Below are 26,805 nucleotides of genomic sequence, written 5' to 3'. Positions count from 1 at the left end.
TCAGTTCGCCAGCTGTGCGTTCAGCGAATCCAGCAGCCGATCTTCTTCGCCCACCAGCTTTTCAACATCGGCGCGAGCCGATTCGATCTGGGCGAGTTCTTGCCCGTCCGTCTGTGCATTTACGTAAAGCAGATCGAGTTCGGCGAGCGAGATCATCGTTTCGCTGCGAATCCCGGTGAGATCGCCCAGCGCGACTTGCGCGACTGACCATTGTTCATCGCCGATTCCGGCACTGCGCGCGGCTGAGGTTGAAGTGCGGGCCTTGCCTGCCGCAGTCAGGAATCGGGCGTGGGCAGATTCGGCATCGGCCCGCAATCGGTCGATCCGGCCCAGCGTTTCCGGGCCTTGCGGAGCCGGAATGAAGGTTTCTGCCTCTACCGGCTGAAACACGCCGCTTACCCGTTCGGCATCGCGGATTGCGAGAGACGGGAAGGCGCCATCATCCTTGGCGCAGCCCGCCAGAGCGAGCGAGGCGGCGGCGAAGAAGGGCAGGGCATATCGGCGCGAAGTCATGCGTGGAGCCATAGCATGGTGGGAATACCTTTCCAGCGTCTTGAGAAATGCGGCTCTGCGGCGTTGACAGGAAGGGGCGCTTACACTAACGGCACCCATCTTTCCGGCGCCCTTCCGGGGGCGCGCGGCGCGTCGCTCAATGCTCGGGATTCGTTTTCGGAGTTCGGGCAAAGCGGGGCGGCACAGCAGTAGAATGGATGCAAGTACCATGTTCGCAGTAGTGCGCACGGGCGGCAAGCAGTATCGGGTTGCCGCCGGAGACAAGATCGCGGTTGAAAAGCTCGCTGGCGAAGCCGGTGACACGATCGTGCTGGGTGACGTTCTTCTCGCCGGTGACGGCGGTGAACTGAGCGATGCCGGCAAGGTGACGGTGTCTGCCGAAATCATCGCCCAGGCGAAGAGCGAAAAGGTGTTGGTGTTCAAGAAGCGCCGCCGCCACAACTATCGTCGCCGCAACGGTCACCGTCAGCAGATGACGCTGCTGCGCATCCTCGCTGTTGGCGAAGGCAAGGCTCCGGCCGCCAAGAAGGCTGCTGCGCCCAAGGCTGAAGAAGCCGCTCCCGCCGCTGAGGCCGCGCCGAAGAAGGCTGCAGCCAAGAAGCCCGCCGCCAAGAAGGCGGATCAGGAATAAGTCCCGAGTTACGGAGTAAGACGAGATGGCACATAAAAAAGCAGGCGGTTCGTCCCGTAACGGTCGTGATTCGGCCGGTCGTCGCCTTGGCGTGAAGAAGTTCGGCGGTCAGGAAGTGATCGGCGGCAACATCATCATTCGCCAGCGCGGCACCCGCGTCTATCCGGGCGTGAACGTCGGCATGGGCAAGGACCACACCCTGTTCGCGCTCGCGGAAGGTCGCGTGCGATTCCACGATGGCAAGCTCGGCCGCAAATACGTCTCGGTAGACGTAATGGCTGAAGCCGCCGAATAAGCGGACGGTTCATTGAAAGGGCCGTCCTACGGGATGGCCCCGCCGGAGTCAGAATCCGGCCGTCAGAGGGAGAGGGGCCCAGCCCGTCTCCCTCTTTTCACGTCTCCCTCGCAACGCTTGGCCGAAAAGCCGGTGCTTTCGGCAATAGTCCTGTCACGTTCCGCAATCAGTGGGGCGTGGCGGCGCGAGAGGAGAATGCCATGTTTCACCGTAGCGAAAGATTGCTGCTCAGGCCGGGTTGGCTGGAAGATGCAGGCGAACTGACGTCCCGGATCGCCGACGAGGCGATTGTCCGCAACCTTGCCAGTGCCCCGTGGCCCTATCGGCAGGAAGATGCCGAGACCTGGCTGTCTCGGGCGTCCAACCCCCGTTTCCCCGCCTTTCTGGTGACGCTGCCCGGCGCGGGCGGCAGTCCCATCATCGGCGCCTGCGGCCTGCATGAGGACGCGCAGGGAACGGAAATCGGATATTGGATCGCGCGCGAATGGTGGGGCAAGGGCTTCGCCACCGAAGCGGCGCGGGCGGTGCTGTCTGTCGCACGGTCGCTTGGCCATCGGCGTGTCCATAGCTGCCATGCGGTCGACAATCCGGCATCCGGGCGCGTCCTGCGCAAGGCAGGCTTCAGTCCTACCGGACGGATTCGCACGGTCCACAGCCGGGGGAGGGGAATCGACATTTCGGCAGTCGAATTCGTCACCGAACTGGACGGCTGTGTAGGTGGCGACGATCCGGCGATGATGCCGCGAGCGGCCTGACCCCCTCTCCAGCGTGAGAGGGGGCTGCGCCGTCGCATCAGGCGGCGGCCGAGGCGGCCTTGCGAAAGGCGGGAACTGTCTCTTCCATTTCGACCGGCATTACCGCGTCGGCATATTCGCTGTCGTAAAGGTGGATCAGAGCGCGGTCGTCAGTCTTCCACGGGTGAAAGCCCGGAAGGAAATAGGCCACCCAGTCAGGGAATATCTTGCGCAGTACGCCCGGACGACCGACCAGATAGAGGCCGACCCGCCATTTCCATTTCCAGCCGGTCAGCCCGTCCTGAGCCAGGAAATCCAGCGTGTCCTGTATCCGGCCTTTCAAGAAATTGCGCCCGGCCAGAATCATCAGCAGGGACTTTACCCACCAGCGGCGGAAGCGTGTCCAGTCGCGCGTGGCATGCAGCCAGGTGTCATAGGTGACGCCCTTGTGCTCGATTTCCTCGACCGCATGCCAGCGCCATAATTCAGCGACTTCCGGCTCGGCCTTGCCATATTGCCAGAGGTGGGTGAGCGTGTGGCGCGCGATGATCGCTGTGAAATGCTCCAGCGCCATAGAGGCGGCGAGATTGGCGATTGCGGGCCGCTCGCGTGTAACCTGCACGGCCTCATTCAAGCGCTGCTCGACGCGCGAAATGTCATAGCCCGCATCGGTAACATAACGGTTGAAGGCGACATGTTCGCGGGTGTGATTGATTTCCTGCCGCACAAACGCCCGGATTTCCGCTTCCAGCTTGGGCGGCACGCCTTCTCGATGCGCCTTCACATGTTCGATGAAGAAGCTCTCGCCCACCGGGAATGCCACGGAGAGCGAATTGTGCCACGCGGTCGCCACCGGATCGTTGCCCAGCCACCAGCGTACCGGCCGCGCTTTGCGACAAAAGCGGCGGTCACGCGGACGGATTGCCAGATCCGCTGGAGTGGCCGTATCCTTGCCGAGCGGCGCCGAGGCCTCTAGGTCGAATTTGAACGGTGCGGACATGTTCAGATTATCACCGGATTAGCTTACCATTATGTCAACAAGGAAACGCCTGACTCCCGAGGAAAGCCGCCTCGCCGCGCTGGAGGCCGCGCGCGCTCAGTTGATCGAGGCCGGCCCGCAGAGCGTGACGCTCAAGGCCGTGGCTGCCAGAATTGGCAGGACGCACGCCAATCTCCTTCACCATTTCGGGTCAGCCGCCGGATTGCAGCGCGCCCTTGGCGGCTATCTGGCGGAGACTGTTTGCCAAACCATTGCCGACGCAGTGCGTGCTACCCGCAGTGGCGAAGGCAGTCCGCGCGACGTGGTGGATCTGACTTTCGATGCGTTCGACATTGGCGGGGCGGGGGCACTGGCAAGCTGGATGCTTGCTTCAGGCAATGAAGACGCGCTCGATCCGGTGATCGAATCCATCCACGCATTGGTGGATGAGCTGACACCGCAGGATGCGGATCATGCGGACGAGGCGGCGTCCGTCCGCCAGACCACGCTGACGCTGGTGCTGCTGGCGCTGGGTGATGCGCTGATGGGCGAGCGTATGGCGGCCTCGCTCGGCCTGCCGCGCGGATCTGCAAGGGCTCACGCAGAAGCCCTGTTGCTTGCCCAGCTTAGTGGGAAGCAGAGCAAAACCGCCGATTAGCCCTCTGAAACCTCTTCGTCGGTGGCGATGGCTTGCGCTTGCCATGCGGGCAGCGTGGAAGAATCCATCGCCTCGATCCGCAAGTGATCGACGGCCATGCCCAGGTCAGGATAGGCAATACGGCGCCGGCTTTCGTCCGAGCGGTCCAGCGGGACTACTGTCAGCCTACGATTGACCTTCTGGCGCCAGTTCATCCGGGCAGTGTTCTCCTGCCCGACATAACAACCCTTACTGAAGCTCACGCCGTTCAGTTCTGCGGCGTTGGTTTCCAGCCACAATATGTCGCCCAACTCCGCCCGACCTTCCGGCACGCCGAGCGACAGGCGATGGGCCAGCCAGGCAGCGTCCGCGCTTTCGTCATCTTCGGAAACAGGCGCGATCCAGCGCTGACCAAGCGCCAGCAATCTCGGATCGCGCGCGCCCCCGTCTCCGGGCGCGGGTTCCCAATGGACGCCGTGGGCATCGTCGCGCTCGATCGCGATCTTGCGCCGCAGGCGGTAGAGCGAAAGGCGCCTTGCCAGATCGTCCGCCGCGTCGGCCTCACAATCGAGCAGCAGCCCGTCGCCATCCGGCCAGACGAGGAAATCGAACATGGCCTTGCCCTGCGCACTCAGCAGGCCAGCCCAGACTGGCAGAAGGCCGGTGACATCGTTCGTGACCAGTCCTTGCAGGAAGCCCCTAACATCCTCGCCTTCTTCCAGTGGAGTGAGCCTGACGAGTGCGCGAGAGAAGAGCCGGGTCTGTGCCATGCTGTGAAGGTGGCGGCGCGGATGGGAAAATCAATCCCCCAGCAGCCTTTCCATGCTCCTGCGGCCACCGCCAGAAGGCCGGGATAGGGTCGGGTAATCAGGATCTTCGAGCACAGAGGAGATCAGAAAATCCTCCACAGCTTGAATCTCCGGCTCGCTACGCTGGGGATTGCGATAATAGACCAGCCGCCAGTCCTCCAGCGGGAAGAGCAGCGCTACGTTGCGATGTTCGTTGCGCAGGATTGGCTCCAGCGTGGCACCAACGCAATTGCCGCGTTCGAACATGGCGGACATGACATCGAAATATTGGGTGCGCCCGGCAATCGTCCGCGGCTTGATCCCGGCCTTTGCCAATAGGGATAGAACCAGATTCTCGTAGGGCGTGCCTGCTGGAGGCAGGACGAAAGGTAGCGCGCTCGCTTCTTCCGTCGTCAGCAGGCGATTCTTGCCCTTGAGAAAACTGCGGTGGCCGAAAACGCCGCAGCGAATCCGGGCAAGTTCGCGCATGCCCGGCGCCATTGGCCGACCCAACTGCTCCTGAAACAGGGCGAGATCGTACTGATCGCGTTCGACAACCTGGCTCGGTAGATCGGAAATCGTGGGAGAAACGAAATCCAGATGAATCGCCGGATGCGCCTCCACAAAACTGTCGAGTTTGGGCCGGACGCAATCCTTCAGAATGTAATTTCCGATCATAACTTTGAGGCGTAATTCGCCCGGAGGCGACGTTCCGCCAGGACGGCGATGGGTTGCAAGCTGTTCCGCGGAGCGCCAGAATTCGCCCAAATCTGCCAGAAATGCGGCGCCTTCAGTGGTTAATAGCGGCTTTTTCCCCGGCTCTCGCGAGAGCAATCGGGTGCCAAGCTGATTTTCCAGCGCTTTCAACTGGTTGCTAACCGATGCCTGCGATATTCCCAATTCATCGCCCACGAGCCGGAAGCTCCGCAATCTGCAGAGCAGCTCGAATATTTCGAGCTGGCGGAGAGTGAAAGGCAGCCCGGGCATGAGATTGGATTAGTCGGTTATAACTTTTCAGTGATGATTTGTCATCACTTTGGGATGTGTTGCCTCGAAGTGGGGGGAACCAATATGGGCGCGCAGCTTTTCAATCGCGTGATTAAACGGCAAGGAATGGAAGCAGAAGCAAACCAGACAGACGGGCAGGAGTCGGAAGATCGTCGGAGAGACGGTCGGACTACTGCTGTTTATCGTCCGGTTCTGCTTGAGGCTGACGGGTTTACCGGCTTCTGCCTGCTACGCAATTTGTCCCCCAGCGGGATGATGGGCGTGGCATATGCAGATTTTGCCATTGGCGAGGCAGTGAGCGTGCAGTTCATGCCGGGCCATGTGGTGAGCGGTAAGGTCGCCTGGTCGAAGGAAGGTAAGATCGGTGTCCAGTTCGATGAGGAAATCGATCTGGCCGCTGCGCTCAAGAACATGGGCAGCACCCATGTGGAGAGCCAGCTCAACCGTGCGCCTCGCCTTCCGATCCAGTGTGACGGCGAAGCGCTGCTTGGCGATGTCCGCATCAAGCTGGAGGTGAGAGACATCTCCCAGCGCGGCATCAAGGCGGTAATTCCCACGGTGCGCCCCGGTGACGAGGTGACCGTGATGTTGCCGGGAATGGAGCCGCGCAAAGCGGTAGTGCGCTGGTCGCAGCTGAATGTTGCCGGGTTGAACTTCATCCGGCCCGTCGGCTTCGAGGAATTGGCGCGCTGGGCGATCTTCTGCCAGGCGGAAGGTTGCGCCACCTGTGAACGCAAGACCGCCTGAGAGACGGCGAACGCGTTCAGAGTTCTAGTGGGTGCCAGCGGTCGAAACAGGCCGCCTGCCCGCCAGCGGAGCCCTTCGGGTCGAAGAGGTTCCAAACCGACGCCCGCTCGATCCGGAAGCCCCCTCCGGATCGGGCGGTGCGCACTCCGGCATAATCGTCGATGAAACCGCGTTCGGTCACCTGAGCCAGCATGCGCGCGCGTTCTTCGCGCGCAAGGGGCTTTGCGGAAAGGCGCGAGGGCAGGCGGATGAATTCCGCTGCCGGAAATTCGAACAGGCTGAGCGCCGCACAATTGGCGTAGAAGAAGATCGGATCGGCCTCTGTCCCATGGGCAACCACTACGGCCGGCAGGTTCCACAAAGTATCGGGCAGGTCACCGCCGGGCGGAACGAGATTTCGCCCGGTAAGGCGGCTAAAGCTCGCGGCGATCATTTCGATGCGCTCAAACCCTGCATGGGCTTCCACTAGCAGCCGTTCGGCCTGCCAGTCGCGCGTTCCGGTCTCGAATTCGTCGCTCATGCGAAGCTGCTAGCGGCGCGGGCCGCGAAACGATAGGGGGCAGGCATGGCCGACTCCACCGCGATAACGATCCGCCGCCCCGATGACTGGCACATTCACCTGCGTGACGGTGCGGTGATGCAAGGCGTTCTGCCCTATACGGCGCGCCAGTTTGCCCGCGCGATCGTGATGCCCAATCTCACGCCGCCGGTAGTGAACGTGGCTGAAGCAATTGCATATCGGGAGCACATCCTTGCCGCCGTTCCGGAAGGGATGGATTTCACGCCGCTGATGACGGCCTATCTCACCGACGATACCGACCCGGCAGAATTGGCGCGCGGCCATGCCGAGGGTGTGTTCACCGCGGCCAAGCTCTATCCTGCCAATGCGACGACCAATTCCGCGCGCGGGGTCAGCAATGTCGCGAACCTCCTGCCTGTCTTCGAGAAGATGCAGGAAATCGGCATGCCGCTGCTGCTTCATGGCGAGGTAACCGATGCCGACATCGACATCTTCGATCGCGAGGCCGTGTTCATCGAACAGATTCTGGCGGATCTCGTGCTGACTCTGCCGGACCTGAAGGTCGTGCTCGAACATGTGACGACTGAGGAAGCGGTGGCTTTCGTGGACGCGACCGGGCCAAACGTGGCAGCTACGATCACGCCGCAACACCTTCATATCAACCGCAATGCCATGCTGGTCGGCGGCATCCGCCCACATGCCTATTGCCTGCCGGTCGCCAAGCGCGAAAAGCACCGTCTCGCGTTGCGTCGCGCCGCCACCAGCGGTTCGCCCAAATATTTTCTCGGCACGGATACGGCGCCGCACGCGAAGCATCTGAAGGAAGCCTCCTGCGGCTGTGCGGGCATCTTCAATGCGCCTTTCGCCCTGGAAAGCTATCTTGCGGTGTTCGAGGAAGAGCGTGCGCTGGACCGGTTCGAAGCTTTCGCTTCCGAACACGGCCCGCGTTTCTACGGCCTGCCGCTCAATGAAGGCACGGTGACGCTGGAGAAGGCGCCTGTGGAAGTGCCAGAAGTGCTCGATGCCAACGGCACGCCTATCGTGCCGTTCCATGGCGGGCAGACGCTGGGCTGGCGTTTCCTGGGCTGAGGGATCAGGGCCGGGTAAATCAGGCAGGGCGGGGCAGCTTCCTTCGCCGCAGGAACAGATCCCACACGAACAGGGCCATGGCTGCCCAGATCATCACGAAGCAGCCCAACTGTGCGGGCTTCAGCGGCTCGTGGAACCAGAGCAGGCCCAGCAGGAAGACGATGGTGGGCGAAAGGAATTGCAGGAAGCCGATCAGCGTATAGTCCATCCGCCGGGCTGCCGTGGCAAACAGCATCAGCGGCACTGCCGTCATCGGCCCGCCAAGCGCGATGGCACCGGCAAGGGGCCAACCCTGCAACATGGACGATCCCGCCGGTTGGCCCGCATACCAGCCGGCAATGGCGACAGCAGGCAGGATCAGCAGCAGGGTTTCCACCATCAGCCCCACGATGGGGCCAACATTCACCGTCTTGCGGATCAGGCCGTATAGCCCGAAAGTTACCGCCATGGTCAGGCTGAACAGCAGGGTGCTGAGCGCCCCTGCGGCCAGCAGGGCCACGCCAACGGCAGCCAGCGCGACAGCGCCCCATTGCGGCCCGCTAAGCCGTTCTTTCAGCACCGCCAGCCCCAGCAGCATCATAACCAAAGGCAGAATGTAATAGCCAAGGCTGGCCGCATAGACGTGGTCCGTCTGGATCGCGACGACGTAAAGCACCCAGTTGATGCCGATCATCGCTGAACTGGCCAGCAGGGCCAGAACGGATCTGCGCTGAGAAAAAGCGGCGCGCAATTCGCCCCACTGGCCGCGCCATGCGATCACGGCTGTGCAAAGGGGAAGAGTGAAGATGATGCGCCATGCCACGAATTCGATAGATGGCACATCGTGCACCAGCCCGAGATAGAGCGGCATGATGCCCCAGATCGCATGCGATCCCAGCGCGAAGGCCAATCCGTCGATCTGGTGGCTGTGGTGCGAATCATTCGCCATGCGATTGGTGTTCCCGGGCGTTTGCCGCCTCGTTTGCCTGCGTCGGCAGGTGTTTAGGTTGCGGGGCAAGCGGTCGCAAGCTTCCCGTCCTGTGGGTGCGTAGGCGGAATTGCGTGGTTGTCCGCGGTTAAGAATCGAAGGTGTACAAAAACACTTGTCGGCCAACCCCATTCAGGGCTGACAAGAAGAGGACCGTCGAGAGGGCGGTCCGCATCGGGCCGGTAGTCTCCCCCCGCTCCTGGCCGGCCTAGGGTCTCCGCATTGTCCCCGGGAGACCAATAGATAGGCGCCCTCCCGGTACGCATGAGCCGGGACGGGCGCCTCGTCCTTTGAGGGGCTTTCTATCCCGACATGGTGGTCGCTCGCGCTGCTCGTAAGGTTTGCTGCAAAGACTTTCCCGATGCGGGACAAGGCGCTTAACTCCATCGGCAAACACGATAATTCCTCTAAATCGCCCTTAAGCCTTATCGGGGAGAATTCACGTCATGCTATGCAAGCCGCCGCTCGCCATTCTTGCACTCGTGCCCGCGCTGGCTCTGGCGGCATGCGGCGGCAAGGACGATGGAACTGAAACTCCCAAGGGAACCGCCGATGCCGAAGTTGCATCCGCCCTTGGTGAGGAGATCATGGTCGATCCGGACCTTGCCGGCCAGAACCAGGCCAATTCCGCAGTCTCGGCGGGTCTGGGCGATGGAGCGCTTCCCCCGGAAATGACCAGCCCCGAAGCCATCGAGCGCGCTCGCACGGATGCGCTGAAGCTTCTCGGCGGTCCGGGAAAGCTCAGGAAGGCTCCGGCCGCGCAGGCGGTTGCGGGCAAGCTGCCGGAAGGCTCCGCGCTCGCCGTGGCAAGCCGCGCGGCCGCCGCGCCCGGCAGGAATGGTAATTGCGCCGACCGGGCGCAGTATACGATGGATTGGGCGGCAAGGCTTCCAGCCACTTTCCCTGTCTATCCGCAAGGAGCGGTGCAGGAAGCAGCAGGCACGGATGAAGGCGCCTGTGCGCTGCGAGTGATCAATTATGTCACCGCTGTCCCGCTCGATGACGTGATCGACTTCTATTACACCCGCGCGACCGCTTCGGGCTTCACCGCTCAGCGCGTGAAGGAAGATGGCGATGACGTTCTGGGCGGAACGAAGGGCAAGGCATCCTTCGTGCTCTATGCGCGTTCGCGCGCCAAGGGCGGCACCGAAGTGGACCTGGTGACCAACGGCGAGTGACCGGTGGGCGGGGCGCGTGCCCCGCCGTTCCTCAGTTCGGCTTGAAGCCCACGCCTACGCTGGCACGCGGCTGGTCCATCTCTACGCTGGCTACCGGATAGGCGCAGTAATCCGCCGCATAGAAGGCTGCCGGGCGATGATTGCCCGAAAGGCCGACGCCACCGAACGGTGCCTCGGACGAAGCGCCATTTGTAGGCCGGTTCCAGTTCACGATCCCCGCGCGGATATTGGCCCAGAAGCGGTTATAATCCTGCGGCGTGCCTCCCATCAGCGAGGCCGACAGGCCGAAACGGGTGTTGTTCGCTTCCGCGATCGCCTCGTCGAAATCGTCGACCTTCACCACTTGCAGCAGCGGGCCGAACAGTTCGATGTCCGGTCGCTCCGGCATTTTGGTGACGTCGATGATGGCGGGCGAAAGGAACGGAAGATCGTCCTGCTTGCGACGCATGTGGCGGATCGGCTTGCCGCCCTGCGACATCAGGTAGAGGAAGCTCTCGGTCAGTTGATCGGCCGTGTTGTTGTCGATCACCGGGCCCATGAACGGAGCCGGATCGTCAAACGGTGCGCCCACCACGATACGGTCAGACAGTTTGGCGATCTTCTCGATCGCCTCGTCATAGAGCGAGGATTTGACGATCAGCCGCCGACCGGCCGTGCAGCGCTGGCCGGCGGTGGTGAAGGCGGATTGGACTACCAGCACCGCGACATCGTCCAGCAGCGGAGTGTTCCACAACACCATGGGGTTGTTGCCGCCCATTTCCAGCGCGACGATCTTGCCTGGATTGGAGGCCAGCTTGCGGTTGATCGCAATGCCGGCATTGGCCGAGCCGGTGAACAGCACGCCGTCCACCCCGGGATGGGCGACGACTGCCTTGCCTTCGTCCGGGCCGCCCAGCAGCAGCTGGACCACTTCGGGTGGAATGCCCGAACGGTGGAAGCAGCCCACCAGAAATTCGCCAACAGCTGGCGTCTTCTCGCTTGGCTTGAAGACAATGGCGTTGCCCGCGATCAGCGCGGGCACGATATGGCCATTTGGCAGATGAGCCGGGAAATTATACGGCCCCAACACGGCCATCACGCCATGCGGCTTGTGGCGCAGGGCCTGGGTGCCTTGCAGGGCGCTGTCATATTTGCGTTGGCCAGTCCGTTCCGCATAGGCGCGGATCGAAATCTCGACCTTGTTGATCACGGCCTCTACTTCGGTGCGGGCTTCCCACAAGGGCTTGCCTGTTTCGCGCGCGATCAGTTCGGCAAAGGCCTCGTTCGCCTTGCGCACCTCATTGGCGAAGCGGCGCACCATTTCGATGCGGGTTGCCAGGGGCAGGGCGGCCCAGGTTGGCCATGCACGGCGGGCGCGGGCCACGGCTTCATCAACGTCGCCCGGTGTGCCCCGCCACAGTTCCACGCCGGTGGCCGGTTCGAGCGAGATAATCGCGTCGGTACTCACGGGATAGACTTCCGATCAGACATCCTTGGGCCTTTGCCGCAGGATTGCGGCTGGGGCTAGCTTTCCGATCCTTTGCGCCAGTGGAAGGAAAGTTACAAGCGGAACCGGGTGGTTCGGGCGTCGCCATTGTGCCGGAAAAATACGCGGACAATTACTTAGAAACCCCCGCACAAGGCTTTTTGCCGGTCCGTGAAATTCAGACTTGAAGCTGCGCAATTGGAAGACGAGTCGCGCCATTGCGCGCGCACCTTCTTGTCCCTGGTCGATTGTCCCGGATTCGAACGCCGGACAGCGCTGTCTGTTTTCGGACAGGTGTATGTTGCCGGCTTCTTACACTAAAATGACCTTATTCCAATGCCTTGTAATGCATCCGAAACGGACGCGACAGTCAGCTTGCAAGCCCCTTTCCGCGTTGCCGCCCATTCGCTTCGTGTTGTAGAAAAAGGTTATTAGCAATTTAACGATTCCTCGTCGTGCGCTCGCGGGCCTCGACGAGTGCCAGGGGGGCGCAATTTAATGAAAATTGAAACGATGGTCGGCGCTGGTGCGTCCGGTAACGACGCCGCGCGTGGGCGCAGGGTGAAGCTGGCGACGACGACTGCGTTGGCGGCCATCGCGCTGGGGGCGTATTTCTCGCCGCTGATGACTGATGAAGCCTACGCGGCTTGCAGCGCGGACACGTCCGGCTCGCCCAGCCCGGATACGCTTGAATGCACCGGCACGGATACGGATGGCATTGTCGTCAATTCGACCGATGGTAACGGCCTCGATGCCGTTATCGGCTCCGGCGCGGTCGTGACCAATGGCAGTGGCGGAACCGTCATCGACATCAATATCAATCAAAACATGATTGATTTCGATCTGGTGAAGCCGATCGATTTCGACATGAGTGCGTCCAACACCTCGATTGTCGGGCAGGGAACCGCAATTGACATTAGCCGTGGTGGCGCGTTGAGCAGCCTCACCGGCGATGTAACGATTGGCGGCAATGTGCAGAGCACTCTGGGCAATGCAATCGTGCTCAGCACTACTGCTGGCACGGGCAACGGAACGTTGGATGTCCACGTCACGGACACCGGGTCCGTTGAGGGCTATAATAACGGCATTACCTACACTTCGACCGGCGGCACCTCAAACGTCAATGTCACCAATGACGGCGATATCTTCGGCGGAAATACGGCGGTTTCGCTGAATGGCGGGCTGGTTCTCGGCAACGGAACCTTCCAGGTCATCAATAATGGCAGCATCGGCAATGCCGGCCATGCCGGCACCGGTCCGGCTATTTCGATGACGGGTCTGGCCAATAACGGCATTGTGACCAACAACGAGGATGCCGAAATTTACTCGCAGGGCGACGGCATCAATATGCTGTTGGGCGGGAATGGCACGGTCACCAACTCCGGCGACATTACGTCGACCGGCGGCATCGGCGTCAATCTCAACATCGGCTCCGACGCGCTGGTTACGAATAATGAAACCGGCGTAATCTCGGGCGAAAATGGCGGCGTGAACATCCTCGCCCTCACCGGCGAGGCTGAAGTCCAGAATCACGGGGAGATCGTTTCCGGTTCCGGCTACGGCATCAATGTCAGTTCACTCGACGATATCACCATCGGCAATGACGGCTCGATTGACGCGGATACCAACGGTATTTCGGCCAATGCACTGCTTGGCGATGTCGACGTAACCAGCACCGGCACGATTGACGTCGATTCCGGCACTGGCATTTTCGCGCTCGCTGCGGATGGTAGTGTCACCATCGATACGCAGAGCGAAGACGGTTACGTCACTTCCGTCGGCGGCTCGGGTATCGTGGGCGTTGCGCTGACTGATGGGGACGTCTCGATTGATTCCGGTGCAGTCAACGCCGGCTCGGGCGGTGTCGCGCTTCCGGCACCTCTGGATACCATGAGTTTTCCTGTCGGCGGGGGCGTAATCGCGGTCACCAACAGCGGCGCTGCCACTGTAAACGCGCATGACGATATTTCGGTTGATGGCGGCACGTTCGGCGCAGCTGCGATTTCGCTCAACGGTTCGGCAACCGTCAATCTCGACGAGGGCGTGGCGATTGATCCGCCGATGATCGGTGCCGGCGCGATCGTGCTGGGCGGAGCCGGGGATGCGACGGTCAATGCCAATGGAACGACCATCGACGCCACGGCAGTGGGCGCGTTCGCCTATAATGGCGGCCTCGGCGATGCGAACGTCAATGTCGAAAATGCTGAAATCGGGCAGAACTTTACCCCTCCAATGCTCGGCGTCGGTGCGATGGCCATTGGTGGTGGCGATGCCGATATTGAAGCGGCTGGTTCCACCGTGTCCGGCATGGCAGGCATTGCGGGCTACACGCAAGGTGGCGGCAATGTCTGGATTGACAGCGGCACCGTGAACGCCAGTGGCGGCGGTGCGCTCAGCCTCGGCGTCATCGGTGTCGCCCAGGGTGGCGGCAGCGTTGATATCGACACGCATGGCGATACTACGGCGGCAGGCCTCGTGGCTGTTGGCGGTTATGCCGATACAGGCGGCGACGTTTCGATCGATCTGCTCGGCGCGAGCGACGACATTACCAATGTCACTGGGGCGAACGGCATCGGTGTGATCGGCGTTGCGCAGGGCGGCGGCGATGTGGACATTGAAGGCGCATATTCGAACGTAACCGCTGGCGCGGGCATCCTCGGTTATTCCGATACGGGCGGTAATGTCTGGATCGACAGCGGCACGGTCACAGCATCCGGCGGCACGCTGGGTGTGGGCGTAATCGGCGTTGCGCAGGGTGGCGGCAGTGTCGACATCGACACGCATGGCGATACGGTCGCTTCCGGCCTCGTCGCAATTGGCGGCTTTGCGGATACGGGCGGCGATGTCTCGATCGATCTGCTTGGTGCCAGCGACGACATCACCACCGTGACGGCCGCGAATGGCGTTGGCGTCCTCGGCATTGCGCTGGATGGTGGTAATGTCGACATTGAAGGTGAATATTCGGACGTTACGGCCGCAATCGGCATTGTCGGATTTGCAGATACAGGCGGCAACGTGTGGATCGACAGCGGCGAAGTCGAAGCGACTGGCGGCGCGTTGGGCGTTGGCGTTGTGGGCGTAGCCCTCGGCGGCGGCAATGTGGACATCGACACCCACGGCAATACGACGGCGAGCGGCCTGCTCGGCGTGGCCGGTATCACGGACGATGTCGGCAATGTCGGCATTGATCTTCTCGGTTCGTCCGATGACATCACTCAGGTCAATGCCGTCGATGGCGTCGGTGTTCTGGGCCTCGCGCTCGGCAGTGGCGATGTCGATATTGAAGGCGAATTCTCTCATGTGACCGCAGGCGCGGGCATTGTCGGCGCCTCGCTGGATGGCGGCAATGTCTGGATCGACAGCGGCGAAGTCGATGCGACCGGTACTGGCCTTGGCGGTGTCGGCGTGGCTGGCATCGCGCTGGACGGGAATGTCGATATCGATACGCACGGCAGCACCGATGCCAACGGGCTGTTCGGCGTTGCTGCTCTGGCCGTGAACGGCAATGCCAGCATCACGACCGGAGGTGCTGTCAACGCAGCCAATGGCGCGGGTGTCACCGCCATCGCGCTGGGCGGGGATGCAACGGTCAATACCCAGGACGATATTGTCCAGTCTGCCTTTGTCGGCGTTGGCGCTCTCGCAGTTGACGGTAATGTCGATATCGACGCTGGCGAAGTAACAACCACGGCCACCGGCTTCGAAGGAAGCGGCGTGGCGGGCATTGCCCTTGGCGGCAATGCGGACATCGCCACCTATGCCGATGTTACGGCCGGCGGCACCTTCGGCGTGCTCGGCTCTGCGGTGGGCGGCGACGTGCTGATGAATATCGGCGCGGACACCACTGTGACCGCAGCTAATGGTGCAGGCGTGTCGGGCATTGCCGTAGATGGCAATGTGGACATCAACGCGGAAGGCACCACGGTCGAATCGCAGAATATCGGTATCGGTGCGCTGGCCCTCAACGGTGGCGTGACGGTTGATAGCGGCGATGTGCACACCACGGCTACCGGCTTTGGCGGCAGCGGCGTGGTCGGCATCGCGGTCGATCTGGGCGGTGGCGGCGGCGACGCGACGGTCGTGACCCATGGCAAGATCTCGGTCGATAACGGCCTGTTCGGCGCGGCGGCAATCGCAACGGGCGGCAACGCTTCGCTGACCATCGGCGGCGACATCGATCCGCCGGATATCGGCGGCGCAGCGCTGGCAATTGGCGGCGATGCGGATCTCGACGTGCTGGCTGGTGTCAGCGTTGAAGCGGATAATGTCGGCCTGCTGGCTGCCGCTGTCGGCGGTAATGTGGACATCAATGCGGATGCGACCTCAGTCATCACCAGCGGCGATGCTGGCGTGGTCGGCACAGCATTCGGCGGCGATGTGAACATCGACACCGGCACGGTCTATGCAAATGGCACCGGGATCACCGGCGTGGGCATCACCGGTGTTGCGCTGGGCGGTGAGGCTAACATCACCACTCACGGCCTCACCGATGCGGACGGCCTGTTCGGCATTTTCGCTCTCGCGGATGAAAATGTGAACGTCACCATCACCGATCAGACGGTGAATGCGCTGTTCGGCTTCGGTGTTGTTGCCACTGCTGGCGGCGACGTGGTTGTTGATGGTGTTGGCAGCACGATCAACTCCGGCCTCACCGGTATTGCGGCGACTTCCATTACCGGCAACGCCAAGGTCGATAGCGGCACGATCGTTTCCTCGAGCGGCTCCGGCGTTCTCGCCAGCGCGTTCGGCGGCAACACAGACATCGTGCTTCATGGCGATGTTACGGCTAATGGCCTCGCAGGTGTGAACGGCATCGCCTCGGGCAATGTGAACATCGATCTGGGCGCGAACTCGATCACCAACACCGCCAGCATTGGTGTGGGCGCAGAGGCAGGTGGGGACGTTCTGATCCTCGGCGCTGACAGCACGATCAACTCTGAACTCACCGGCATCTTTGCCCTGGGTCTTGGTAGCGTTGACGTCGAATCCGGCACGGTCTCCTCGGCTAATGGTTCGGGCGTGATCGCAACGGCGCTGGGCGGCGATGCCACCATCACCACCTACGGCAAGATCACAGCCGATAACGGCCTGTTCGGTGCATCTGCGACGTCGATCGGTGGCGCCGCCACGGTCACCGTCAATGAAGCTATCGATCCGCCCATGATCGGTGCTTCTGCCGTCAGCTTCGGTTCTGGCGCGGCAACCGTCACCAACAATTCCGACATTGAAGCCAACCTCATTGGCATCAATGCCGCGAATTTCGGCGATGGCGACGTCGTTGTCACCAACAATGGTACCGTCGGCGCAGGCGCCAATCCCGCTCCGCTCTTCGGCATTTCGGTGCTGAATGCCGGTCCGGGCGCCACCACCATCACCAATGCGACGGATGCGGAAGTCTATTCCCTCGGCGCGGCGGTGTTCGCGGTTGCCAATGACTTCGATCCGGTTGCGGTGGACGATATTTCCATCGTCAATGACGGGTTGCTCCAGGGCGATGGCGATCTGCTCGCTGCCGTCATGACGTGGAGCGACGGGTCGCTCTCGCTGGCCAATGGTGTCCATGGCGTCATCACCACCGATGAAATCGATCCTGAAAGCGGAGCGGCGATCTGGGCCTATTCCGATGTCGGCACGATCGGCATCGACAATGCAGGCTCGGTCATCGGCAATCTGGCACTTGGTGCAGCCGGCGTCGATGCACTCAGCGGCGTGAGCGTACAGTTCGAGAACAAGGTGACCGGCGACTGGACCTTCTCGGGTGCGAATGCGGTCTATGGGCTTGGCGATATTGTCCTGAACAATGTCGGCATCATTGACGCTGTCGATGCCTCGCTCTCGACCTTCCAGTCGGATGAAGGCGATATCGAAATCGCCAATTCCGGCATCTTCCGCGCGACGGGTTACGAGCACGACTTCGAGTTCATCCACCCGCTGGGCAGTGCCACTTTCGACAATACCGGCAGGGTTCTTGTCGATGGCGGGCTGAACTTCATCGGCCTGGACGAGTTCAACAACGCCAACCGGATCGACATGGTCGATGCCGATGCTGATGACTATCTGACCACCACTGGCAATTACACTGCCTCCGGTCCGACCGTTTTCGCGTTCAACGCAGAACTGGAAGCCAATGGTGCGTCTGATTATCTGGTTATCGGCGGCGATGTTTCGGGCACCACGCATCTCGAGATCGACGATCTCGCGGCTGCCGTTCCCGGCGAATATGTCGATGCCGACGATGCGATCGTCTTCGCCTATGTCGGCGGGGCGGTCAGTTCGGCAGCGCCTGACTTCACGACCGATGGCGGCATCGACAAGGGTCTGTACCGCTTCGACGCCTATCTCCGCGATACACCGAAGAATACCGACGGGTTTGAGGAATGGGTGCTGGCAAGCAATCTCGATCGTGAAGCCTTCGACCTTTCGACCATTGCCTATGGTGCCCAGAATCTCTGGAATGTCACGACCGGCACCTGGCTCGATCGTACTGCCGATCTGCGCAATGCCTTTGGCGACCATGGCGAAGGGCAGGCGGGCAATGTCACGCCGGGCGTCTGGGGCCGCATGTTCGGTGCCAATATCGAACGCGACATGTCGAACACCGTCGGAGCGCCTGCGGGCCTCTCTGGCGGCGGCGTCTACAACTATGATGACCAGATCTCGCAGGACTTCTTCGGTCTTCAGATGGGCGTGGACTTCGGCAGCGAGAGCGTCTCGGCCAAGGGCAAGGATCGCGCGTGGCTGTTCGGCGTGCTTGGCGGCTGGGTCCAGTCGGACCTGAAGTTCGACATGTCGAATACGGCGATCACCTATGACCAGTGGTCGGTTGGCGCTTATGCGACCCGTCTTGATGGTCCGTTCTTCGCTGACCTGCTGCTCAAGGCTGACTTCGGCACGCTCGACTATTCGATGAATGATGGTGTGTTCGGCGATAGCTTCACCACCCATTACACCACGCTGGGTGCAACTCTCGACCTCGGTTACAAGCTGGCGCTGGGTTCGGGCGGTGCGTTCTTCGAGCCTAAGGGCACGTTGAGCTACGGCAACACCAAGTTCGACAACGATCTGCCGACCCTGCTGGGCACTGGCGTTGAAGTTCTGGACTCGGAGACTCTCCGCAGCCGCCTCGGTGGTCGTTTGGGCTATACTGCCAAGCTGGATAGCGGCACGGTGGTTGAACCCTATATCGAGGGCAACTGGTGGCATGAGTTTGAAGGTGATTACGTCACCAACCTGCTCAGCAATGGTTCGAGCCTGCCCGTTGGCTACAATGTCGAAGGCGATCAGGGTGAAATCCTGGGCGGCATCAGCGTTTCCAACGGGAATAATGGCTGGAGCTTCTTCCTGAGGGGCGGCACGCAGTTCGGCGAACAGGGCTTTGCCGGCTACGTTGGCAACCTCGGCGTCCGTAAGGCGTTCGGTAAGGCAGCGACCCCGCCGCCTCCGCCGGTGTGCAACAAGGGCCCGTACATCGTGTTCTTCGACTGGGATAAGTCGGACATCACGCCTGAGGCTGCGACGACCCTGGACAGCGCCGTAACTGCCTATGGCAACTGCGGTACGGTTCCGATCATGCTGGCTGGCTATGCTGACCGTTCGGGCAGCACCCAGTACAACGTGGGCCTGTCGAACCGTCGTAACGCTTCGGTCCAGACCTACCTGGTCGGCAAGGGCATCCCGTCCTCGGCGATCAGCAGCGAAGGCTTCGGTGAAGCGAACCCGCGGGTTCCGACTGCCGACGGCGTCCGCGAACTGCAGAACCGCCGCGTCGAAATCTCCTACGGTCCGGGTTCGGGCAACTAGGCTCGATCTGAACTGCCTGGATCACCGCAAGGTCCGACAAACGAAAGGCCCGGAGGGAAACCTCCGGGCCTTTTGCTGTCTGGTTCTGTTGCAGCGGCCCTAAGTTGGGTGCCAATTCAGAAGGCCGCAGCAGATCGCCTCAGTGGCCGGTGAGTGCGTGGCCAGCCGGGGTTGGCGCGTCGCCATGGGCCTCGCCCATCCGGCGCAGGGCTACGAGCTTAGCTTGCAGCAATGCCCAGTCATCATGCTCGGCAATGGGCGCCCAGATGGCCTCCACCTCGTCGATCAGCATCGATTGCGGGGCCTCGCCTTCCCAATATTCATGAGTTGAGGGGACGGGTGCATAGGCTGCCAGTGCTTCTGCCAGAGGCCCTGCCGCATTTCGCCCCCCGCGATGGGTGAAGAAGAATGTATCCGGCCCGATCGCCTGATCGCGCATGGCCTGTTCGGCTGTGGCGATCAGTCTGCCGTCTTCCTCCACGCCGCGAGGTTCCACGCCAAGGCGCCAGCAGAAGCGCCGCGCCATCGCCGCATGATAGAGCGCCGGAAAACGCTCCAGCGCGGCGATGAGTGGGGCGGCTTCGCTCAACTGCCTCAAGGCGATGGCTAGTTGCGCGCAGTTCCAGTGGATCGCCTCTGCCTGTCGTCCGAAGGCATACAGGCCTCTCTCGTCGAAATAGGCAGCCGTGAAGCCCGGTTCCCAGCGCGGCAGCCAGCGCCAGGGGCCGTAATCGAAGCTTTCGCCCGTGATGTTCATATTGTCGGTGTTGAGCACGCCATGGACGAAACCGGCCGTCATATAGGAGGCGGCAAGGTCGGCCAGGCGTTCTACCGCCTGATGGAACAGGATCACTGCGGGTTCATCCCGCCCCGGCGCGTCATCCGGCGGCAGCGGGCCGGGAAACTGTTCAAGGCAATAGGCAACCAGTTGTTCCATCTCAGCCTTTGCTTCAAACGCGGCCAGACGCTGGAAAGTGCCGATACGGACATGGCTGTGGCTGAGCCGAACGAGCACGGCCGAGCGGGTGGGCGATGGCTCATCCCCGCGCCAGAGCTGTTCCCCGGTTTCGATCACCGAGAAGGTCTTGCTGGTATAGGTGCCCAGTGCTTCCAGCATTTCCGTAGCCAGAATTTCCCGCACAGCGCCTTTCAGCGTCAGGCGGCCATCGGCTGTGCGGCTGTAAGGTGTGAGGCCGGAACCCTTGGTGCCCAGGTCCAGCAAGCGCGGCGTCTGGCCGTAATTCGGTCCGTCGCGCAATTGGGCGAAAGTGAAACCGCGCCCGTCGCCAAGATCGGGGTTATAGATGCGAAACTGGTGGCCGTGATAGCGTAAGGCCAGTGGGTGGGGCAGATTGTCGGGCAGGGCTTCGAACCGCCCGAAATGGCGCACCCACTGCTCGTCCGACAGCCTATCCAGCCCTACGGCGCGATCCCAGCGGCGATTGCGAAAACGCAGCTCGGCTCGGGGAAAGTCGGCGGGTGCCACTTCGTCCCCAAGCCATTCGGCGAGCTTGAGGATTTGCGGGTCTGCCCTATAGGGGGCTGGTTGCGGTTCTGAAGGCATCCCGCTTTAGTGGGGGCTTGGCGGGTCGCATGCAAGGAGCCGGCCGGGAAGGGGTATAGCGAATATGGCAGATGGCGCCGCATTTCAGGACGGGTTCTGGACCTCGCCTGACGGCCTCAAGCTGCATTATCGCGATTATCCGGGCCGGGCCGACCGGCCGCCGCTGCTATGCCTGCCGGGCCTTACCCGCAATGCCCGCGATTTCGAGCCTGTTGCCGATGCCTTCGCCGGGGAATGGCGAGTAATCTGCGTTGAACTGCGTGGGCGGGGCGAAAGCGACTATTCCAAGGATTCGGCGACCTACAATCCGCTGCAATATGTCGCGGACATCAATGCGCTGCTCGATCAAGCGGGCATTGAACGCTTTGTTGCCATCGGTACTTCGCTGGGCGGCATTCTCACCATGCTGCTGGCTGCCGGCGGGGCAGACAGGATTGCAGGGGCGGTAATCAACGATGTGGGGCCGGTGCTGGAACCGGCCGGTGTGGAACGTATCCGCGAATATGTCGGGCAGGGTCGCAGCTTCCCCACCTGGATGCATGCGGCGCGCGCACTTAAGGAATCGGGCGGGGCGATCTTCCCGGATTTCGCGATTACCGATTGGTTGGCGATGGCCAAGCGCGTGATGGCGGTGAGCGGTAATGGCCGTATCGTGTTCGATTATGACATGAAGATCGCCGAGCCGTTCAATGCCCCTGCCGCCAGTGCGGATTTCGATCTCTGGCCGGCTTATCGGGCGCTTGCGGGCAGGCCGGTGCTGGCTATTCGCGGGGCGCTGTCCGATCTGCTTTCCGCGGCCACGCTGCGGCGCATGGCGAAGGAAGTGCCGGGGACGGAGACGCTGACGCTCAAGCGGGTTGGCCATGCGCCGACGCTGGCCGAACCGCAGGCGCGCGAAGCGATCGCCCGGCTGCTGGCGAAGGTCGAATGAGTCAAAAGCGCATCCTGCACCTGCATTCGAGCTTCGATGCAGGCGGGAAGGAAGTGCGTTGCGTCCGCCTGATCAATGCCTTCGGGGGCGAATTTGCCCATGCAATCGTTTCCGCAGAGCGTGGGGCGATGGCGGCAGCTGCTCTCATTTCCCCCGATATAACAGTCGAATATCCGCAGGACTTCCCTTCACTTGCCGGGCCTCCATTGCCAGGCCGCCTGAAGGGGCTGGCGCGTGCCATGGCGGGTTTCGATCTGGTGCTGACCTATAATTGGGGTGCGATGGATGCAGTGATGGCCCATTGCCTGTTTGCCCGCTCGATGGGGCTTCCGCCGCTTGTCCATCACGAAGATGGCTTCAATTCCGATGAGGCAGAGCGCCTCAAGCCAAGGCGGAATATCTATCGCCGGCTGGCCTTGCGCGGGGCATCGGCGCTGGTCGTTCCATCCTTCCGGCTGGAGAGAATTGCGCGCGAGGTGTGGCACCAGCCGGCAAGGCGCGTGCACCGCATTGCCAACGGGATTGCAACGGCCGCCTATGCCCTGCACCCCGAACCGAATGCGGTGCCCGGTCTGGTCAAGGGCGCAGGTGAGAAGTGGGTCGGCACGCTGGCGGGTCTGCGCGCGGTGAAGGATCTGCCCGCGCTTGTCCGGGCCTTTGCTCCGCTCAGCCCGGAATGGCGGCTGGTGATCGTGGGCGAGGGGTCGGAACGCGCCGCGATTCTCGAGGAAGCGCGGCGGCTGGGCGTGGCGGAGCGCGTGCACCTGCCCGGTTTTGCCTCCGATCCGGCAAAGGTCGTAGGGCTGTTCGACATTTTCGCACTGTCTTCCAAGAGCGAGCAATTTCCGATCTCCGTGGTGGAGGCGATGGCGGCCGGATCGCCCATCGCCGCCCCGCAAGTGGGGGATGTGGCGCAGATGGTGGCGGAGGAAAACGCACCTTTCATCGTCGATGGCGGGTCTGGGGCTGCGCTGGCCGGAGCGCTCGCAAGTCTGGCGACTAACCCGGAACTCCGACGCAGGCTGGGCAAAGCCAATCGAGAAAAGGCCCGCATTTCCTATGATGAAGGCGCAATGCTGGCCGCCTATCATGCGCTTTACACCGGTGCGATCGCAGGTGGCGCCGTTCGCTGAGTGGCCGCATGCTTAATGGCCGGTTCACCCGCGAGGCTGCAGGCATGTGCCCCAGTTGAGGATGGTGGGGCATCCGCCATTGCGGTATCGCCGCGAGGCCCCTAAACAGCGCCCGAAACAAGGAACTCACCGAGCAGAAGGCTCCCGCGTGGCTCTTACACCTACTACCCCGAAGACCGATGCCGAAAAGCGTGCCGAACGCGATGCGAAGCAGCAGGATGCCCTGCTGCGCGAAGTCGACGATGCGCTGCGTCAGGATCAGTTCGCCCATTTCGCCAAAAATTACGGCAAGCAGGTTGCCGGTGTCGTGATCGGCGGCCTTGCGCTGTTCGGCGGCTGGCTGCTGTGGACCGAATATCGCGAAAGCGGGCACGAGCAGGTGTCCGAGGAACTGGTGAAGGCGCTCGACCAGTTCGATGCCGGTAACAACGATACGGCCGCCAAGGAATTCGCCAAGCTTGAAAAGGATGGCGGCGCGGGCGCTGCGGCCGTTGCCAAGCTGATGCGCGCCAGCGTCGCCGTGCGTGACGACAAGCTGGTTGAAGCCGCGCGGCTCTATGGCGAAGTGGCCAATGACAGCGGCGTGCCGGAACCTTATCGCAACCTTGCGACGATCCGTCAGGTCTCGATCAATTACGCCAGGATGAAGCCGGCGGATGTGGTCGAAAAGCTCAAGCCGCTGGCAAAGCCCGGCACGCCCTATTTCGGCAGTGCGGGCGAACTGCTTGGCGCGGCCTATCTCGATATGGGCAAGCCGGATCTTGCCGGGCCGCTTTTCGCCGAGATCGCCAAGGACGAGAAGGTTCCCGATTCGCTGCGTTCACGGGCGCGACAGCTTGCGGGAATGATGGGTGTCGATGCGATTGTGGATGTCGACGAGACGCTGAAAGAACTGCGCCAGGAGGGTGAAGAGCCCGCGGCGGCGCAGTAAGATTGCGAGAATGACGAAGCCTATGAACCGCATCTCTACCCGGCGCTATATGGCGCTCCCCATGTTGGTCGTGATGGCCGCCGCGCTTTCGGCTTGCGGCGTCTTCGGCGGCAAGGACAAGCCCAAGACGCCCACTATCGGCAATCGCGTTCCGATCCTGTCGCGGATCGAGGCGGGGACGACTGTAGATCCTTCGCTTTCGGCGACGTCGGTGGTGATTCCCGCGCCGCAGGTAAATGCGGACTGGAGCCAGGCGGGCGGTACGGCATCGAAGAGCTACGGCCATCTGGCGATTGCGGCGAATCCGACCGAATTGTGGACCGCGCGGATTGCCGGTTCGGGCAAGAAGCGCCGTCTGGCTGCTGCGCCGGTGGTCGGCAACGGAACGCTGTACGTAGTCGACACAGATGCAGTGATCCATGCCATGGATGCCAACACAGGCAGCCAGAAATGGACTTACAAGATGCCGGTTCCCGGCAAGGTCGAAAGTGCGGCCTTTGGCGGCGGCGTGAGCTATTCCAACGGCCGCGTTTATGCCACCAATGGCGTGGGAGACGTGTTGGCGCTGGACGCTTCCAATGGCACCCAGCTGTGGACGGTGAAGCCGGCAGGCCCGCTGCGCGGGGCGCCCACCATCGCGTTCAACACAATCTTTGTGATGACGCAGGATAACCAGATCATCGCGATCAACCCGACCGACGGCACGGTTTCGTGGAACGAATCCGGCTCTATCGGGCAGGCGGGCGTGTTCGGCGTTGCCGCTCCTGCGGCGGGGCAGGGCACGGTGATCGCGGGCTACAGTTCGGGCGAACTGGCGGCCTATCGCTTCGAAAACGGGCGCGAAGTTTGGGCCGACGCTTTGTCGCGCACCAACATTTCCACCGAAGTCGGTGCGCTGACCGATGTCGATGCAGATCCGATCATCGATTCCGGCCGCGTCTATGCACTGGGGCAGGGTGGGCGCATGGCCGCCTATGAACTGGTGACCGGGCAGCGCATCTGGGAACTCAATCTTGCGGGCATTTCCACCCCGGCGCTGGCCGGTGAGTGGATTTTCACCCTGACAGACGATGCGCGCATGCTCGCCATTGCCCGCAGCAGCGGCAAGGTGCGCTGGCTGACGCAGTTGCAGGAATGGAAGAACCCCAAAAAGCGGTCCAACCGCATCTTCTGGACTGGTCCTGTGCTGGCGGGGAACAAGCTGTGGGTCGCCAGCTCACGCGGCGAAGTTCTGACGCTGGATGTGATGACCGGTACCCCTACCGAGTTCCGCAACATCAAGACGCCGGTTTCGCTGGCGCCCATCGTTGCTAACCAGACGCTTTACATTCTGGACGATGACGGGACGATCCGCGCCTATCGCTGATCGTCCGGCCTGACGGGCGCAGCGGGCAGGGATTAGGGGCGTTACCTGCCCCTTAACCCTTTTTCCCTATGCGCCCATGGGATGAGCGCGCGCCCAGAACCTAACCCCATTGCCGGCAAAAAGCCGCCCCGGAGCGACGTTTCGCCCAGGGTAGGGCTGGTGGGCCTGATCGGGCTGTTCGTGTGGATCGCGATCTGCCGCAATTGGCCGCACATCGCCGATGCGCTGAACCTTCCCGGCCCGCGAGAGCGCATGTCCGGTGCCTATGCGGCACTGGCTTCCATGCTGTTTATCGGCATCCTGATGGCGGCATGGTCGGTGCTGGTGGAAAAGGTTTACCTGCGGCCTTCCACGGGCATTTCGTGGAAGAACCCACGCCCGCTTTCCAGCGTGATAGAGGTATCCGTCACCAAACTAGCGGGCCTTTGGTCCACCTGGGCGATCATCGGTTTCCTCTATTGCGTGTGCCGCTGGTATTGGGACGGGCAATATCTCTTCGCGATGGAAGTGATTGGGGCTTCGGCGATCCCGTTGTTCATTCTGTCCGTTCCCTATGTCCTTTGGCTTGACCGTGTGCTGGTGAACCCGCACGACGGGGCCTGGCATTTCGGTGCCATGCTGATCGGGCGCGAACCGTGGGATGCGGAGCAGGTGAAGAAGCACTGGCGCGCGTGGACCATCAAGGCCTTCTTCGGTGCCTTCATGATCTCCATTCTGCCGCCGGGCTTCGCCAATATCGTGAATGCGGATATTCCCGCGCTTCTCAACGATCCAGGGCGGTTCGGCGGCGTGCTGTTCGAATTGCTGTTCGTGATCGACGTGCAGATCGGCACGGTGGGCTATCTCTTCACGCTGCGTCCGCTCGATGCGCATATCCGCAGCGGCAATCCCTTCCTGGCAGGCTGGCTGGCCGCGCTGATGTGTTATCCGCCCTTTGTCTGGGGCGTGATGTCGAACAATGGCGTGATCGGCTATGAATATCACACGGCGGACTGGTCCTATTGGTTCCAGGGGCACACCGCACTCATGTGGGTCTGGGCAGGCTGGCTGGGCTTCCTGACGGCAGTCTATGCCTGGGCGACGGTAGCCTTCGGCATCCGCTTTTCAAACCTGACCTATCGCGGTGTGCTGACCAATGGGCCTTACCGCTTCACACGCCATCCGGCCTATCTGGCCAAGAACACCTTCTGGTGGTGCTCGACCTTGCCGTTCTTCGTCACCAACGGATCGCTGGTGGATGTGGTGCGCAACACCTTCTTCCTCGCCTGCGTCAGCGGCGTCTATTACTGGCGCGCCCGCACGGAGGAAGCGCATCTGCTGGCCGAAGACCCGAAGTACCGCGAATATCATGACTGGATGGCCGAACACGGCCTGATTACCAGCCGCTTGCGCAAGTTGCTGCTCCGCTTCCGCCGCCGTCCGCCTGTGGCCTTGCAGCCGGCGGAATAGCGGGGCAAGTGCGGAGTGCGTCCTTCTACAGGCTCAGGACGAGCGGTTGTTGGAACGTGTCTGAATCAGTTTGACCTGTG

General features: G+C 62.0%; 20 protein-coding genes and 2 pseudogenes. 14 read left to right on the top strand and 8 right to left on the bottom strand.

Annotated features, from left to right (window positions below; all coding sequences use genetic code 11):
• A complete protein-coding gene (locus tag SZ64_RS08440) occupies positions 1-513 on the bottom strand; it encodes a hypothetical protein (protein WP_054530412.1) in 513 nt (170 codons plus the stop codon).
• A 208-nt stretch (positions 514-721) separates the two neighbouring features.
• Here SZ64_RS08440 and rplU point away from each other — a divergent pair, with 208 nt between their 5' ends.
• The 3 genes from rplU (at position 722) to SZ64_RS08425 (ending at position 2,194) form a co-directional block, all read left to right on the top strand.
• Positions 722-1,144, top strand: coding sequence for a 50S ribosomal protein L21 (gene rplU, locus SZ64_RS08435; protein ID WP_054532163.1), 423 nt, complete (start codon positions 722-724; stop codon positions 1,142-1,144).
• Between the two features lie 25 nt (positions 1,145-1,169).
• A complete protein-coding gene (rpmA, locus tag SZ64_RS08430) occupies positions 1,170-1,439 on the top strand; it encodes a 50S ribosomal protein L27 (RefSeq protein WP_054530411.1) in 270 nt (89 codons plus the stop codon).
• 200 nt (positions 1,440-1,639) lie between these two features.
• Complete coding sequence (locus SZ64_RS08425) at positions 1,640-2,194, top strand: GNAT family N-acetyltransferase (RefSeq protein ID WP_054530410.1); 555 nt, start codon at positions 1,640-1,642, stop codon at positions 2,192-2,194.
• A 37-nt stretch (positions 2,195-2,231) separates the two neighbouring features.
• On the opposite strand, the gene SZ64_RS08420 is transcribed toward SZ64_RS08425, so the two are convergent.
• The gene (locus SZ64_RS08420) at positions 2,232-3,173 is read right to left on the bottom strand and encodes a metal-dependent hydrolase (protein WP_054530409.1); all 942 of its coding nucleotides are present in this window, start codon (positions 3,171-3,173) and stop codon (positions 2,232-2,234) included.
• Between the two features lie 31 nt (positions 3,174-3,204).
• On the opposite strand from SZ64_RS08420, the gene SZ64_RS08415 reads away from it, so the two are divergent.
• On the top strand, positions 3,205-3,810 hold the full coding sequence (locus SZ64_RS08415) for a TetR family transcriptional regulator (protein WP_054530408.1): 606 nt from the start codon (positions 3,205-3,207) through the stop codon (positions 3,808-3,810).
• Here SZ64_RS08415 and SZ64_RS08410 read toward each other — a convergent pair.
• A complete protein-coding gene (locus tag SZ64_RS08410) occupies positions 3,807-4,559 on the bottom strand; it encodes an aminomethyltransferase (protein ID WP_054530407.1) in 753 nt (250 codons plus the stop codon). The genes SZ64_RS08415 and SZ64_RS08410 overlap by 4 nt on opposite strands.
• Positions 4,560-4,589: 30 nt before the next feature.
• The gene (locus SZ64_RS08405; protein WP_082384487.1) at positions 4,590-5,564 is read right to left on the bottom strand and encodes a LysR family transcriptional regulator; all 975 of its coding nucleotides are present in this window, start codon (positions 5,562-5,564) and stop codon (positions 4,590-4,592) included.
• A gap of 126 nt (positions 5,565-5,690) precedes the next feature.
• Here SZ64_RS08405 and SZ64_RS08400 point away from each other — a divergent pair, with 126 nt between their 5' ends.
• The gene (locus SZ64_RS08400; RefSeq protein ID WP_162225087.1) at positions 5,691-6,332 is read left to right on the top strand and encodes a PilZ domain-containing protein; all 642 of its coding nucleotides are present in this window, start codon (positions 5,691-5,693) and stop codon (positions 6,330-6,332) included.
• A 16-nt stretch (positions 6,333-6,348) separates the two neighbouring features.
• On the opposite strand, the gene SZ64_RS08395 is transcribed toward SZ64_RS08400, so the two are convergent.
• Positions 6,349-6,852 (bottom strand): MEKHLA domain-containing protein, encoded by a 504-nt coding sequence (locus tag SZ64_RS08395; RefSeq protein ID WP_199797070.1) that lies wholly within the window; start codon positions 6,850-6,852, stop codon positions 6,349-6,351.
• A gap of 45 nt (positions 6,853-6,897) precedes the next feature.
• Here SZ64_RS08395 and pyrC point away from each other — a divergent pair, with 45 nt between their 5' ends.
• Complete coding sequence (gene pyrC, locus SZ64_RS08390) at positions 6,898-7,941, top strand: dihydroorotase (RefSeq protein WP_054530404.1); 1,044 nt, start codon at positions 6,898-6,900, stop codon at positions 7,939-7,941.
• A gap of 19 nt (positions 7,942-7,960) precedes the next feature.
• Here pyrC and rarD read toward each other — a convergent pair whose 3' ends face one another.
• Positions 7,961-8,869 (bottom strand): EamA family transporter RarD, encoded by a 909-nt coding sequence (gene rarD, locus SZ64_RS08385; RefSeq protein ID WP_054530403.1) that lies wholly within the window; start codon positions 8,867-8,869, stop codon positions 7,961-7,963.
• Between the two features lie 485 nt (positions 8,870-9,354).
• Between rarD and SZ64_RS08380 the strand changes: the two genes are divergently transcribed.
• A complete protein-coding gene (locus tag SZ64_RS08380) occupies positions 9,355-10,086 on the top strand; it encodes a hypothetical protein (protein ID WP_054530402.1) in 732 nt (243 codons plus the stop codon).
• Positions 10,087-10,117: 31 nt separating this feature from the next.
• Here SZ64_RS08380 and astD read toward each other — a convergent pair whose 3' ends face one another.
• Positions 10,118-11,533 carry a succinylglutamate-semialdehyde dehydrogenase gene (astD, locus tag SZ64_RS08375; RefSeq protein ID WP_054530401.1) on the bottom strand — a complete coding sequence of 472 codons (1,416 nt, stop codon included), beginning with the start codon at positions 11,531-11,533 and terminating at the stop codon, positions 10,118-10,120.
• Between the two features lie 516 nt (positions 11,534-12,049).
• On the opposite strand from astD, the pseudogene SZ64_RS08370 reads away from it, so the two are divergent.
• Positions 12,050-18,955: pseudogene (locus tag SZ64_RS08370) on the top strand (autotransporter outer membrane beta-barrel domain-containing protein); the annotation flags it as partial.
• 42 nt (positions 18,956-18,997) lie between these two features.
• A pseudogene (locus SZ64_RS19070) lies at positions 18,998-19,351 on the top strand (OmpA family protein); the annotation flags it as partial.
• A 139-nt stretch (positions 19,352-19,490) separates the two neighbouring features.
• Here SZ64_RS19070 and SZ64_RS08365 read toward each other — a convergent pair.
• Positions 19,491-20,915, bottom strand: coding sequence for a protein adenylyltransferase SelO family protein (locus SZ64_RS08365; protein ID WP_054530399.1), 1,425 nt, complete (start codon positions 20,913-20,915; stop codon positions 19,491-19,493).
• A gap of 64 nt (positions 20,916-20,979) precedes the next feature.
• Between SZ64_RS08365 and SZ64_RS08360 the strand changes: the two genes are divergently transcribed.
• The 5 genes from SZ64_RS08360 to SZ64_RS08340 all read left to right on the top strand — a co-directional run bounded on the left by SZ64_RS08360 (position 20,980) and on the right by SZ64_RS08340 (position 26,725).
• Positions 20,980-21,846, top strand: coding sequence for an alpha/beta hydrolase (locus SZ64_RS08360; RefSeq protein WP_054530398.1), 867 nt, complete (start codon positions 20,980-20,982; stop codon positions 21,844-21,846).
• On the top strand, positions 21,843-22,979 hold the full coding sequence (locus tag SZ64_RS08355; RefSeq protein WP_054530397.1) for a glycosyltransferase: 1,137 nt from the start codon (positions 21,843-21,845) through the stop codon (positions 22,977-22,979). Before SZ64_RS08360 ends, SZ64_RS08355 begins: the two co-directional genes overlap by 4 nt.
• A gap of 148 nt (positions 22,980-23,127) precedes the next feature.
• Positions 23,128-23,910, top strand: a complete 783-nt coding sequence (locus tag SZ64_RS08350) for a tetratricopeptide repeat protein (protein WP_054530396.1) — start codon at positions 23,128-23,130, stop codon at positions 23,908-23,910.
• A 10-nt stretch (positions 23,911-23,920) separates the two neighbouring features.
• Positions 23,921-25,276: a PQQ-binding-like beta-propeller repeat protein gene (locus tag SZ64_RS08345; protein WP_054530395.1), complete on the top strand. Its 1,356-nt coding sequence runs from the start codon at positions 23,921-23,923 to the stop codon at positions 25,274-25,276.
• Between the two features lie 81 nt (positions 25,277-25,357).
• Positions 25,358-26,725, top strand: a complete 1,368-nt coding sequence (locus tag SZ64_RS08340; RefSeq protein ID WP_054530394.1) for a DUF1295 domain-containing protein — start codon at positions 25,358-25,360, stop codon at positions 26,723-26,725.
• The last annotated feature ends 80 nt before the right edge of the window (positions 26,726-26,805 follow it).

Origin of the sequence: Erythrobacter sp. SG61-1L (assembly GCF_001305965.1) — a bacterium.
Lineage (GTDB): Bacteria > Pseudomonadota > Alphaproteobacteria > Sphingomonadales > Sphingomonadaceae > Andeanibacterium.
This window is presented reverse-complemented; position numbering and strand designations above follow the sequence as displayed.